This window comes from Planococcus sp. NCCP-2050 (assembly GCF_023708025.1).
Lineage (GTDB): Bacteria > Bacillota > Bacilli > Bacillales_A > Planococcaceae > Planococcus.
In genome coordinates, this window is record NZ_BRCX01000003.1 from 229,185 (window position 1) to 241,984 (window position 12,800).

The 12,800-nt window shown below is 47.0% G+C and carries 12 protein-coding genes; 11 read left to right on the forward strand and 1 reads right to left on the reverse strand.

Annotation, left to right across the window (positions count from 1 at the left end; genetic code table 11):
• Positions 1 to 150: 150 nt before the first annotated feature.
• A complete protein-coding gene (locus NFU07_RS12685) occupies positions 151 to 684 on the reverse strand; it encodes a transcription repressor NadR (protein ID WP_251478669.1) in 534 nt (177 codons plus the stop codon).
• Between the two features lie 126 nt (positions 685 to 810).
• On the opposite strand from NFU07_RS12685, the gene ruvA reads away from it, so the two are divergent.
• From ruvA to NFU07_RS12740, 11 genes are all read left to right on the forward strand, one after another.
• Positions 811 to 1,407 (forward strand): Holliday junction branch migration protein RuvA, encoded by a 597-nt coding sequence (ruvA, locus tag NFU07_RS12690; RefSeq protein ID WP_251478671.1) that lies wholly within the window; start codon positions 811 to 813, stop codon positions 1,405 to 1,407.
• Positions 1,408 to 1,426: 19 nt separating this feature from the next.
• On the forward strand, positions 1,427 to 2,425 hold the full coding sequence (gene ruvB, locus NFU07_RS12695) for a Holliday junction branch migration DNA helicase RuvB (RefSeq protein WP_251478673.1): 999 nt from the start codon (positions 1,427 to 1,429) through the stop codon (positions 2,423 to 2,425).
• Between the two features lie 25 nt (positions 2,426 to 2,450).
• The gene (queA, locus tag NFU07_RS12700; RefSeq protein ID WP_251478675.1) at positions 2,451 to 3,503 is read left to right on the forward strand and encodes a tRNA preQ1(34) S-adenosylmethionine ribosyltransferase-isomerase QueA; all 1,053 of its coding nucleotides are present in this window, start codon (positions 2,451 to 2,453) and stop codon (positions 3,501 to 3,503) included.
• Positions 3,500 to 4,642, forward strand: coding sequence for a tRNA guanosine(34) transglycosylase Tgt (gene tgt / locus NFU07_RS12705; protein WP_251478677.1), 1,143 nt, complete (start codon positions 3,500 to 3,502; stop codon positions 4,640 to 4,642). The genes queA and tgt overlap by 4 nt, the downstream gene beginning before the upstream one ends.
• A gap of 34 nt (positions 4,643 to 4,676) precedes the next feature.
• Positions 4,677 to 4,952 (forward strand): preprotein translocase subunit YajC, encoded by a 276-nt coding sequence (gene yajC, locus NFU07_RS12710; protein WP_235199004.1) that lies wholly within the window; start codon positions 4,677 to 4,679, stop codon positions 4,950 to 4,952.
• A gap of 139 nt (positions 4,953 to 5,091) precedes the next feature.
• The gene (locus NFU07_RS12715) at positions 5,092 to 5,412 is read left to right on the forward strand and encodes a post-transcriptional regulator (protein ID WP_251478679.1); all 321 of its coding nucleotides are present in this window, start codon (positions 5,092 to 5,094) and stop codon (positions 5,410 to 5,412) included.
• Between the two features lie 65 nt (positions 5,413 to 5,477).
• Complete coding sequence (secDF, locus tag NFU07_RS12720) at positions 5,478 to 7,754, forward strand: protein translocase subunit SecDF (protein WP_251478681.1); 2,277 nt, start codon at positions 5,478 to 5,480, stop codon at positions 7,752 to 7,754.
• A 91-nt stretch (positions 7,755 to 7,845) separates the two neighbouring features.
• Positions 7,846 to 8,190 carry a LapA family protein gene (locus NFU07_RS12725; protein ID WP_235199006.1) on the forward strand — a complete coding sequence of 115 codons (345 nt, stop codon included), beginning with the start codon at positions 7,846 to 7,848 and terminating at the stop codon, positions 8,188 to 8,190.
• An 84-nt stretch (positions 8,191 to 8,274) separates the two neighbouring features.
• Entirely contained in the window at positions 8,275 to 10,620 is a 2,346-nt protein-coding gene (gene recJ / locus NFU07_RS12730) for a single-stranded-DNA-specific exonuclease RecJ (protein WP_251478683.1), read from the forward strand.
• Positions 10,611 to 11,123, forward strand: coding sequence for an adenine phosphoribosyltransferase (locus NFU07_RS12735; protein WP_251478686.1), 513 nt, complete (start codon positions 10,611 to 10,613; stop codon positions 11,121 to 11,123). The genes recJ and NFU07_RS12735 overlap by 10 nt, the downstream gene beginning before the upstream one ends.
• A 73-nt stretch (positions 11,124 to 11,196) precedes the next feature.
• Entirely contained in the window at positions 11,197 to 12,738 is a 1,542-nt protein-coding gene (locus NFU07_RS12740; RefSeq protein WP_251478688.1) for a glycoside hydrolase family 55 protein, read from the forward strand.
• Positions 12,739 to 12,800: the final 62 nt, after the last annotated feature.

The window sequence follows — 12,800 nt, forward strand, 5'->3', positions numbered from 1 at the left end:
GGGATTGCGCAAATAAACTCGCTTATCCCGCAAACAACAATGCAGATTCTGCAAATAAACTCAGTTATTCCGCAAACAACAACACCAATTCCGCAAATAAAAGAAAAAATCCCGAAACCGGCGAACGGTTTCAGGATTTTTAGCATGAATTTATTCATTTTCCTCCAGCAAAAAGCCGTTTTCGCGCATCGCCGCAATCGCTTGTTCAAGCATCGCAACATTCGGTGCAGTAATCGTATGGAGGTGGGTGCCGCCGGTCAGCTCCAGCAAATAACTTGCGCCAGTCTCACGGACGCGCTGCATGAAAGCGTCGACTTCTTGATGGTTCGATACATGGATGCCGGCAGTGAGTTCACCATAGACCGGATGTTCGACGGATACGTCTTTAACCGTTACGCCGGTGGAAACGAGAACTTTCAATTCGCGTTCCGTGTCATCCGGCTGGTGGTGGCAGGCGATGGTCCGGCTGATTTCGGGATTCGGCTGGTTATTCATATAGAGGTAACCTTGGCTGGTCGCAATGATCGGTTCATTCTTTGCTTTTAACAGCGTCATGTCTCCAACGATCACTTGCCGCGAAACATTTGCAAAAGCTGCGAGTTCGCCGCCGGTCAATGGTTCTTCGGCTGTTTTTAATTTTTCCAGCAGGATTTGGCGCCGCTGTTCGCCGTAAAGTTTTTTCATGGGAATCCTCCAGCTTTTTTAAATGATTTCTTCTATTTTACCACGGACGTTTTCGGAACGGGTTTGTTTCGTAAAAGGGGAACAAATATGCTATAATCAATAGGTTAAATTGAAGGGGCGAATAGAATGTACGATTACATAAAAGGGACGGTTACGCGAGTGACTCCTGAATATTTGGTAGTGGAACAGCAAGGCATCGGCTGGCAGATTTTTGCGCCGAATCCGTATTCGTTCGGATCGGAAGAGCTGCAGGTTTTCCTGCATCACCATGTCCGTGAAGATGCGCAATTATTATTCGGTTTCCCGACCTTGGAGCAGCGCGAATTATTCCGTAAATTGATTTCTGTCTCCGGCATCGGTCCTAAAGGTGCTCTTGCGATCCTAGCAAGCGGTCAGCCGCAGCACGTCATTGAAGCGATCGAACGGGAAGATGAATCGTATTTGGTGAAATTCCCGGGCGTCGGAAAGAAAACGGCCCGCCAGATGATCCTCGATTTAAAAGGGAAGCTTACGGAATTCTTCGGCGAGCCGCTTGAATCGGATAACTTCCAAGGCTTATTGTCAAATGACGATATGGAACTTGAAGAAGCGATGCTTGCACTCGGTGCTCTCGGCTATTCTGAGCGCGAAATTGCGAAAGTGAAGCCGAAGCTGAAAGACTTGGATCTGGATACGGAAGGCTATATGAAGAAAGCTTTGCAATTATTATTGAAACAAAACTGATGAAAAGGAGGCGAACGGCATGGAAGAACGCGTAATTGGCGGTGAAATTTCCGAATTTGACGAACGCTTTGAACAGTCGCTGCGGCCGCAGTTTTTATCACAGTATATCGGCCAGCAAAAAGTAAAGCACAGCCTGGAGATATTTATCGAAGCGGCGAAAATGCGCGAAGAAAGTCTGGACCATGTGTTGTTGTACGGGCCTCCCGGACTCGGTAAAACAACGCTTGCTGCGGTTATCGCCAATGAAATGGAGGTCAATGTCAAAATGACGAGCGGACCGGCGATTGAACGTCCTGGGGATTTGGCGGCCATTGTGTCGTCTTTAGAACCGGGCGATGTCTTGTTCATTGATGAGATTCACCGTTTGAACCGGTCCATCGAAGAAGTGCTTTATCCGGCAATGGAGGATTTCTGCCTCGACATCGTCGTTGGAAAAGGGCCGACTGCACGGTCTGTGCGCCTTGATTTACCGCCGTTCACCTTGATCGGTGCGACAACTCGGGCGGGTGCTTTGTCTGCACCGCTTCGTGACCGTTTTGGGGTGCATGCGCGCCTTGACTATTACGATACCGAATCACTTACGGATATTGTGGTCCGGAGTTCGCAATTATTTGAAGCGGAGATCGATCCTCATGCCGCTGTTGAAATTGCCCGGCGCTCCCGTGGGACGCCGCGAATTGCAAACCGATTATTGAAACGCGTCCGTGATTTTGCGCAAGTGCGCGGCAACGGGACGATTACAGAAGAAATGGCATCGCAAGCACTTGAGATGCTGCAGGTCGATCCGCTTGGCCTCGACCATATTGACCATAAATTAATGATGGGCATGATCACGCGCTTCCGGGGAGGCCCGGTTGGACTGGATACGATTGCCGCAAGCATCGGGGAAGAATCGACGACGATCGAAGATGTCTATGAACCTTATTTGCTGCAAATCGGTTTTATTCAACGGACCCCAAGAGGCCGCGTCGTGACCCATACAGCATATGAGCATTTCAATATGGAAATGCCTGAATGACTCCAAATGAAGGAAGTTTTTTGACATGAATGTTAATGATTTTGATTTCCACTTGCCAGAAGAATTGATTGCCCAGACGCCTTTGCTTGACCGGACTTCGAGCCGGCTGCTGGTGATGGATAAAGAAACAGGCACTATCACGCACCGCCATTTCCGGGATATCACCGAGCATTTAGAAGCGGGCGACACCTTAGTATTGAATGACACACGCGTACTGCCGGCCCGCTTAATGGGCGTCAAAGAAGAGACGGGTGCCCATATCGAATTATTGCTGCTGAAGCAAATCGAAGACGATGTATGGGAAACGCTCGTGAAGCCTGCGAAGAAAGTGAAAATTGGAACGGTGATTTCGTTCGGAGACGGGCTTTTAAAAGCGGAATGCACCGGCATCCTTGATCATGGCGGACGCCATTTTAAAATGGTCTATGACGGCATTTTCTACGAGATTTTGGAGCAATTGGGCGAAATGCCTTTGCCGCCTTATATCCGTGAAAAGCTTGAAGATCAGGAACGCTACCAAACCGTTTTTGCAAAAGAGCGGGGAAGCGCTGCGGCTCCGACAGCAGGCCTTCACTTCACGGACGAGCTTCTCGACGAAATCCGTGCGAAAGGCGTCAATATCGCTTTTATTACGCTGCATGTCGGCCTCGGCACGTTCCGTCCGGTATCAGTCGATTCGATCGAAGAGCATACGATGCACGCGGAGTTTTACCGCATCAATCAGGAAACGGCTGATTTGATCAATGAGACGAAAAAACGTGGCAACCGCGTGGTATCAGTCGGAACGACGTCAACACGGACACTTGAAACCGTCGCGAGCAAATTTGACGGCGAATTGAAAGAAGACAGCGGCTGGACCGATATCTTCATTTTCCCGGGCTTTGAGTTTAAAGCGATCGACGGTTTGATCACGAATTTCCATTTGCCGAAATCGACCTTGGTCATGCTCGTCAGCGCCTTGTCGAACCGTGAAAATATTTTAAATGCTTATAATGAAGCTGTTAATGAACGCTACCGCTTTTTCAGTTTCGGAGACGCGATGTTCATTGAACCACAGAAAAAGGAGACTCATCAATGACGCAAGCAGTATGGTATGAACATATAAAAACATGCAAACAGACAGGTGCTCGCTTAGGGATCGTCCATACACCGCACGGTTCTTTTGAAACGCCTGCCTTTATGCCAGTCGGAACGCAAGCGACAGTGAAAACGATGTCGCCGGAAGAATTGAAAGCGATGAACGCTGGAATCATCTTGAGCAATACGTATCACCTCTGGCTGCGCCCAGGGAACGACGTCATCAAAGAAGCAGGCGGCCTGCATAAATTCATGAACTGGGATCGCCCGATTTTAACGGATTCAGGCGGTTTCCAAGTATTCTCATTAAGTGAATTCCGCAATATCAAAGAAGAAGGCGTTCACTTCCGCAATCACATGAACGGTGATAAATTGTTCTTGAGCCCGGAAAAAGCGATGGAAATCCAAAACGACCTTGGATCCGACATCATGATGGCTTTCGACGAATGCCCGCCGTATCCGGCATCTCATGAATACATGAAGTCGAGTGTGGAACGGACATCCCGCTGGGCAGAACGCTGCTTAGAAGCGCATGCCCGCAAAAACGACCAAGGTTTGTTCGGAATCGTGCAAGGCGGCGAATACGAAGACTTGCGCAAACAAAGCGCACGCGATTTAGTATCGCTTGATTTCCCAGGATACGCAATCGGCGGTTTGTCTGTAGGCGAACCGAAAGATGTAATGAACCGTGCTTTAGAATTCACAACGCCATTGCTTCCAGAAAACAAACCGCGCTACTTGATGGGTGTTGGCTCACCGGATTCATTGATTGACGGTGCAATCCGCGGCATTGATATGTTCGACTGCGTTTTGCCGACCCGCATCGCAAGAAATGGTACATTGATGACGAGCACCGGCCGTTTGAATGTGAAAAATGCAGCATTTAAACGTGATTTTGGTCCGATTGATGAGAAATGCGACTGCTACACATGCACAAATTACACACGTGCGTATGTCCATCATTTGATCCGGACAGATGAAACGTTCGGAATCCGACTTACTAGTTATCATAATCTTCATTTTCTGTTAAACTTAATGGAACAGGTGCGCCAAGCGATTCGTGAGGACCGCCTGGGAGATTTCCGCGAAGAATTTTTTGAAGCTTACGGTTTCAATAAGCCAAACGCTAAAAATTTCTAAACACAGATAGAAAGTGAAAGGGGGAAATTGAAAAATGGATACTTTAATAGCCTTATCACCATTACTATTGATGTTCTTGTTAATGTGGTTTTTCATCATCCGTCCTGCTCAAAAACGCCAGAAAGCAACAGCGAATATGCAGTCGGAATTGCGCCGTGGAGACCGCATTGTCACGATCGGCGGCCTTCATGGCCTAGTCGACGCTGTTGACGATGCAACTGTCTACATCACAGTTGCTGACGGAACGCGTATGCAATTCGAACGCCAAGCAATCGCTCGCGTTGTTGAATCTGCTAAATCGACGATCTAATAAAAATTTCGCCTTCGACTAGAAGGCGATTTTTTTTGAATAATTTAAGCTGAAGATGTTCCAAATACAGAAAAAAGATTGTTCTAAACTTTCCTTCATTCGTATACAATGGAAAAGAACGGCTGAAAGGAGATCTAATATGTTAAAATTTACCGAACAATACGAAATGGTTTTGCCTGCGCTCGAAAGCAAATGTTCGGAATTTCATTATTTCCAATACGATACTTTCACGCCTGAAGATTTGTGGCAATATTGTGTAAAGAAAAAATGGCGGAAAAAAGACGTTGAAACGATGCGCCTGCACGAAATGGTCAATGAAATTATGGAGATGACCGCCTCGGAATTCGTTGCCTATCATCAAGTTGAAGGTTTAAAGGGCGGAAATTGGTTTACGGAAAGTGGACAAGAGGACTTAGAACAGCTGCTGCGTCCATCGAACAAAAAGCCAACTTCGATTTGACACGGTTCAGCACCTGTTTCATAATGATAGTGCTGTGTTTTTCACACTGAGGAGGAAAGTTACATATGAAAGCAAGAGGTCGTATTATAGCCTTTTTCTTACTGGTCATCGTACTGATAGGAATGATTGGCACCACGAGTTTACCCATCGCAAAAGACATTAAATTAGGTCTGGATCTTCAAGGTGGATTTGAAGTTCTTTATGAAGTGACTGCCCTTGAAGATGGACAGGAAATCACTCAAGATGTTTTAGCAGACACGACGGATGCTTTGCTTAGCCGGATCAACGTACTCGGCGTCAGCGAGCCTGTCATCCAAATTGAAGGGGATGACCGTATTCGTGTCCAGCTTGCTGGGGTGGAGGACCAGGCGACTGCCCGGGAACTTTTATCCACAGAAGCAAACTTGACTTTCCGCAATGCGGAAGATGAAGTCATGCTTGCCGGCAATGATTTGAAGCAAGGCGGAGCAGCTGCTAACTTCGATGAAAATGGCCAGCCGGTTGTAACGCTTGAATTGAATGATCCTGGCAAATTCGCTGAAATCACGAGCGAAATTTCTCAAATGCCGCCGCCAAGCAACGTCTTGGTCATCTGGTTGGATTTTGAAGAAGGCGTGGATTCTTACGCAGCTGAAATGGCGAAGCCTGATCCGAAATTCGTTTCAGCACCGCGCGTTTCACAGCGCATCAATTCACCTTCAGTCGAAATTTCCGGTGCTTTCACTGTTGAGGAAACTCAAAACTTAGCCGGTATTTTAAATGCCGGAGCGCTTCCTGTAGCCCTTGAGGAAATCTACTCGACTTCCGTAGGTGCACAATTCGGCGCTCAAGCATTGGATCAAACGGTATTTGCAGCAGCAGTCGGTATTGCGCTTGTCTTGCTGTTCATGTTGGTATATTACCGTTTGCCAGGCCTTATTGCAGTCATCACCTTATCGGTCTACGTTTACCTGATCCTTCTGGTATTCGAAATGATCGGCGGCGTTTTGACGCTCCCAGGGATTGCGGCAATCATGCTCGGTGTCGGGATGGCAGTCGATGCCAATATCATCACGTACGAGCGGATTCGCGAAGAAATGCGTACTGGCCGTTCGATCAAAGATTCGTTTAAAGCGGGAGCTGCTAGTTCGTTCTCGGCAATTCTGGATGCAAACGTCACGACTTTGATTGCAGCGATCGTGCTCTTCATTTTCGGGACGAGCTCAGTTAAAGGATTCGCGACACTATTGATCATCTCGATTTTGGTCAGCTTCTTGACCGCTGTTTGGGGTTCTCGTTTGCTTCTTGGCTTATGGGTTCACAGCGGCGTGCTGGATGGCAAATACGGATTATTCGGTTTGCGTAAATCGCTTGTCCATAAACCGGAAGAAAATCTTGAAATTCTGGATTTGTCGACTCGTTTCGACCGTTTCGACTTTGCCCGCAACCGCAATAAATTCTTTATCGCCTCTATTGCTTTGATTGTAGCCGGAATGGTTGTAATCGGTATATTTAGGCTTAATCTGGGAATCGATTTCTCAAGCGGTACACGTGTTGAAATCACTGCGGATTCAGCGCTGACGAAAGAGGAAGTTGAAAGCTTCTTGGATGAAGCTGGATACGAAACAGAAGGCGTTGTTATTTCCGGTGATGATAACAATATCGGAGTTGCCCGTTATACAGATGATTTTAGCCAAGAACAGATCAATGATCTGAAAGCTGTAGCGATGGAAGAATACGGTGCAGAGCCGAATATTTCAACCGTTTCTCCTACTGTCGGAATCGAATTGGCTAAAAACGCTATTCAAGCATTGGCATATGCCGCAATTGGAATTATTATTTATGTCGCATTCCGATTTGAATGGCGCATGGGTGTCGCTTCTATCGTTGCTTTGCTGCACGATGCATTCTTCATCATTGCCGTGTTCAGTTTGCTTCGACTGGAAGTCGACATCACCTTTATCGCAGCTGTACTAACGATTGTCGGTTATTCGATCAACGATACGATCGTTACATTCGACCGTATCCGCGAGAATATGAGACGCATGAAGAAAATCGATACACTTGATGCATTAGAAGATATTGTCAACAAATCACTTCGCCAGACGCTTGGACGTTCAGTGAACACGGTATTAACTGTTATCTTTGTGGTCATTGCATTATTGATTTTCGGAGCACCATCCATAACAAACTTCTCGATCGCGTTATTGATCGGCTTAATCGCCGGTACGTATTCTTCTATTTTCATCGCAGCTCAATTATGGCTCGTGTTGAAGAAACGTGAACTGAATAAAAAAGGTCCAATCGACATCGAGAAATTGGAAGAGAAAAGCAAATGGGGTTCTGACGAGCCTGTCGTATAAGCAGGATAAGTTTATAAAGGAAATGGAACAGGGTATAGAGAATATGACCTTGTTCCATTTTTTTTTATTTATTCGAAAGGGGATAACCCATATGAAATATCAATGGCTCGTATTGTTAGGACTCTTATTCGCTGTAATTATTGCCATTTTTGCGACGGTAAACGTAGACCCTGTACCGGTGAATTATGTATTTGGGGAAGCGGAATGGCCGTTGATCCTCGTCATTTTAGCTTCTGCGCTGCTCGGGTTCCTGTTAAGCGGAGTGGTCGGCATTATCCGGACATTCACTTTGCAACGGAAAGTAAAGGCGCTTCAAAAAGAAATGGCTGTGAAGGAATCTTTGATCGCTACTCAGCAAAATGAAATCGCGGAATACCAGAAAGCCGGCGTGGAGCCGGAAGCGATGATCATCACAGACGAAAAAGCACAGCTTTAATCCAAAACCTTTCGGCGAAACTGCCGAAAGGTTTTTGTCTGGAGAAAATTTCTGTATAATGAACGGGTAAGGAAGTGAATGAGGATGATTGAGTCGAAAAAAAGATGGCGCTTAACGACGCCTGATCAAAATTTAGTAGAAGAAATTCAAAAGGAATTATCAATTTCGTCCGTCTTGGCAAAAATTCTGGTGACGCGCGGCATTACAAGCGCAGACACAGCCAAAAAGTTTATGGCCTTGGACCCAAGCGGCATACATAATCCTTATTTGATGAAAGATATGGATATAGCTGTCGAGCGGATACGCCAGGCCATTGAATCCCAGGAAAAAATTATGGTTTACGGCGATTACGACGCCGATGGAGTAACAAGCACAACAGTCATGATGACGGTTTTAGAAGATTTAGGAGCAGATGCCATATTCAAGATTCCGAACCGGTTCAAGCATGGCTATGGTCCGAATAAGGAATTGTTCCAGCAAGCATTCGACGAAGGCGTTAAATTGATCGTTACAGTCGATAATGGCATATCGGGCATTGACGAAGTGGCATTTGCCAATGATTTAGGCATGGAAGTCATTATCAGTGACCACCATGACATCGGCGACACGATGCCGGACGCACTCGCTATCGTCCATCCGCGGCATCCGGAGGGGCAATATCCTTTTGGTGAACTGGCAGGGGTCGGTGTGGCTTTTAAAATGGCCCAAGCCTTGTACGAAGATGTGCCGGAGCATTTGCTTGAACTTGTTGCGATCGGTACCATCGCGGATCTTGTGCCGCTGCACGACGAGAACCGTTTGTTCGTCAAAGAAGGACTTTCGGCGCTTCAAAATTCACCGCGTCCCGCTATCGAAGCTTTGGCAGAAGTGTCAGGTGTCAAGCAGCGTGAAATCACAGAAGAAACGATAGGCTTTATGTTCGGTCCTCGTATTAACGCAATTGGACGACTGCAAGATGCAGACCCTGCCGTAAAATTGTTCATGACAGACGATCCAGGAGAAGCGCGGAACTTGGCAGGCGGCCTTGATGTCTTGAATAAAGAACGCCAGGCGATCGTAAAGAAAATAACAGATGAAGCCATAGCTCAAGTGGACCAGCGTTATCCGGACGAGCCGCCCTATGTCATTGTGGTGGCCCAGGAAGGATGGAATCCGGGAGTGGTCGGGATCGTTGCATCCAAACTGACGGAAAAATATTACCGTCCGTCCATTGTCTTGTCGCTGAATCCGGAAACCGGAAAAGCGAAAGGTTCTGCCCGAAGCATCGACGGCTTCCATCTCTATAACGAGCTTGCGGTTAACCGGGATATTTTGCCGCATTTTGGGGGACACCCGATGGCGGCCGGCATGACGCTCCAAATGGCGCATGTCGATGAACTGCGTGAACGATTGAATCATCAAGCAAAAGACAGCTTGACGGAGGAAGATTTGATTCCGGTCGTGGAAATTGACATTCCGGTCAGACTGGATGAAATCGATATTGAGACGATCGAATCGATGCGCTACCTTGCTCCATTTGGGATGGGCTTTGCGAAGCCGAAGTTTTTCTTGGAAGGCGTGACGGTTTCGTCCATCCGGAAGATCGGTGCCGCACAGAATCATTTGAAGATGGAGCTTGCACAAAATTCAGGAACACTAGATGCAGTAGGATTTGGCATCGGGCCGATTGGCGATGAGTTGACGCCGGATGTGAAAATTGATGTAATTGGCGACTTGCAGATCAATGAATGGAACGGCCGCAAGAAACCGCAATTAATGGTAGAAGATGTGCGGACCGATCAGTGGCAATTATTCGATATCCGCGGCATCCGCCAAGTATCGCGCTGGTCGAAGCTGATTCCTGAAAAAGGGCAGGTTTTCCTTGCCTTTAAGCCGGATACAGCAGCGGTTTTCCGAACGCTGATCGATGAGCCCATCTATAGCCCGGAAGCTTTGGGTGGATTGGACGAGCCGAAACACCATTTGGTGCTGCTCGATATGCCGGACACGGAAGAGCAATTAGCCACAATATTGTCGATTTTAAAACCGCAGCGAATCTATGCTCATTTCTATGCAAAGGAATCGCAGTATTTCGAGCAGATCCCTACGCGCGAGCAATTTAAATGGCTGTTTGCGTTTCTTAAAAAGCGGGGGACGTTCGATTTCAAAAAGCATGGCGATGAACTGGCAAAGCATAAAGGCTGGAGCCGGGAGTCAATATTTTTCATGCTGCAGGTGTTTTTTGAACTCGGTTTTGTTACACTTAACAATGGACTTACAGAGCTTGCTGAATCTCCAGGAAAACGTGATTTGTCGGAAGCGCCGATCTACAAGAAGCGGGAACAGCAGATTGCATTGGAAGAAAAGCTTTTGTATGCATCTTATAAAGACTTAAAAGAGTGGTTTGATGCGAAAGTATCAGCCAAGGAGGAAGAACAGATATGGATTTAAAGCAGTACGTAACAATTGTTGAAGATTGGCCGAAACCTGGCATCAGCTTCAAAGACATCACGACAATCATGGATAACGGCGAAGCGTATAAATACGCGACAGACCAAATGGTGGAATACGCTAAAACTGTAGGCGCAGACATTATCGTCGGCCCTGAAGCCCGTGGATTCATCATTGGCTGCCCGGTAGCCTATGCACTTGGAATCGGCTTTGCACCGGTCCGCAAAGAAGGAAAATTGCCGCGTGAAGTGATTCGCGCTGAATACGGCCTTGAATACGGAAAAGATATCTTGACGATGCACAAAGATGCCATTAAACCTGGACAAAAAGTATTGATCACCGATGATCTTTTAGCGACTGGCGGTACGATCGGCGCTACGATCAATTTGGTTGAACAGCTTGGCGGCGTTGTTGTCGGCTGTGCATTCTTGATCGAATTGACGTATCTGGATGGACGCAAAAACTTAGACGGCTACGACGTCATGACTTTGCTTCAATATTAATCGATTTCTCTCTGCCTTTTGGCAGAGGGATTTTTTTATAGATGCCGGGGTATGGAAAAGAGAGGTGATGGAAATGGAATTAAGCAAATACCACGATCCTGGAAAAAATAAAGAATTGATAACGGCTATTTTGGACGATCCACAGCCTTTAGCGGAGACCACAAAAGAAACGATCGAATATTTTAGGTCCTTAAAAAATTCAAAGCCGCTTCCCCTCAACAGCCAGTACCGGAAATCATGGATGGAGCGTTTATGGGCAATGACTGGCAAAAAACATTCAACGCTGGATCCACACAATTATTCCGTTAAAGTGGTTGCTGATGAAGCTGTACCCGAATGGAAAGGCGGATTAGACAGGGAATATGCGAATCTCGAACGTTCTTTTCAACGAATCGTTAATGTGGAATCTTTCGGCGCAGTTGGAGACGGAATGACCGACTCTACAGAGGCCTTCCGTAAAGCGATCGGCAGCGGCTATGTAGATGTTTTAGTCCCTGCTGGCATATTCATCGTACGGAAAATCGAACTGCCTTCTTGGACCAGGCTCCGCGGAGCAGGAAAAGGGGCGACGGTGATCCGGCTCCACGATGAAGCGCTGAAAAAACAGCGGCTCGTAACCAATAGAAATTATGTGAAGGGCAACCACCACATTTCTGTTGAAAATTTAAGTTTGGATTGGAATGTGGAACGCCTCGGCAATGTTGAAAACACAAGCGCCGGCCTCAATCATTCCAGCTGTCTGACTTATGCCCATCTGACATATGGCTGGGTGAAAAACGTCGCAGCATATAACCCGGGGCTGCACTGCTTCGATATTTCGTCTCCTACCTATAACTACGGCGGCGACGGCATCCGGGCGAGAGGCGGCAGCAAGTTTATTTGGCTCGACCGGGCGAGCGGCTATGGATTTGGAGATGACGGCATCACAACCCACCACAGCGATTATATTTTCATATCCAATTCACATTTCTGCGACCCAAGCGGCCGCTCCCATAAAAAAGGCTTTTCCAATTCAAACGGCATCGAAATTGATGATGGCTCCCGTTTTGTCTGGCTGTCGAACAATTCGACAGCGCGCTGTTTCGGCGGACTGGAAATCAAAGCCCATGCCACTTCATCAGCTGCAACCGGTGTTTTTATTTCCGGGCATCTATCGGTTCACGATAACCGCTCGTTCAATTTCCGCCATATTGGGCATCATAAAGCGGAAGATCCGGATTCTCTTAGTGCCTATAATATTGCTGCACAAAATCTCGTTTCCGTAGCGCCCGTTTTCACAGATATGTATGCCGGATCATCTCCGCGCGCTTTGGTCGTTTCAGGATTCCGCAACGTTGCGATCAACCGTTTCCGGTTTATCGGGGATCCGCGCTATGACTACGCGAATAATCCAATTGCGGCCATCCAGTATAAAGCGGCAAATGTCTTTCTTGCAAACGGGAAATTTTCCGGCTTCCACACCGCTTCGGCGGACATTTCGATTGCAGGCGGGAAGCAGCCGGCAGTAAATGTAAAAGTGGAAAATATCCAATGCATTGCTTCCGCTAAAAAGTCTGTTTCTATCGGAAAAGGAAATAAGACGGCCATAGTTGACAAAATTAAGGCGGATTTGTGAAACAATTAAAGGATAATTGCAACAAAGCTTTACTTTTACACCTGTTGGTTTTTATAATAGAA

What these genes read in the sequence shown, in the direction of transcription:
- NFU07_RS12685 (WP_251478669.1), bottom strand. Translation starts at nt 684, where the DNA reads ATGAAAAAACTTTACGGCGAACAGCGGCGCCAAATCCTGCTGGAAAAA.
- recJ (WP_251478683.1), top strand. Translation starts at nt 8,275, where the DNA reads ATGATTGAGTCGAAAAAAAGATGGCGCTTAACGACGCCTGATCAAAAT.
- secDF (WP_251478681.1), top strand. Translation starts at nt 5,478, where the DNA reads ATGAAAGCAAGAGGTCGTATTATAGCCTTTTTCTTACTGGTCATCGTA.
- tgt (WP_251478677.1), top strand. Translation starts at nt 3,500, where the DNA reads ATGACGCAAGCAGTATGGTATGAACATATAAAAACATGCAAACAGACA.
- NFU07_RS12735 (WP_251478686.1), top strand. Translation starts at nt 10,611, where the DNA reads ATGGATTTAAAGCAGTACGTAACAATTGTTGAAGATTGGCCGAAACCT.
- ruvA (WP_251478671.1), top strand. Translation starts at nt 811, where the DNA reads ATGTACGATTACATAAAAGGGACGGTTACGCGAGTGACTCCTGAATAT.
- NFU07_RS12715 (WP_251478679.1), top strand. Translation starts at nt 5,092, where the DNA reads ATGTTAAAATTTACCGAACAATACGAAATGGTTTTGCCTGCGCTCGAA.
- NFU07_RS12740 (WP_251478688.1), top strand. Translation starts at nt 11,197, where the DNA reads ATGGAATTAAGCAAATACCACGATCCTGGAAAAAATAAAGAATTGATA.
- queA (WP_251478675.1), top strand. Translation starts at nt 2,451, where the DNA reads ATGAATGTTAATGATTTTGATTTCCACTTGCCAGAAGAATTGATTGCC.
- NFU07_RS12725 (WP_235199006.1), top strand. Translation starts at nt 7,846, where the DNA reads ATGAAATATCAATGGCTCGTATTGTTAGGACTCTTATTCGCTGTAATT.
- ruvB (WP_251478673.1), top strand. Translation starts at nt 1,427, where the DNA reads ATGGAAGAACGCGTAATTGGCGGTGAAATTTCCGAATTTGACGAACGC.
- yajC (WP_235199004.1), top strand. Translation starts at nt 4,677, where the DNA reads ATGGATACTTTAATAGCCTTATCACCATTACTATTGATGTTCTTGTTA.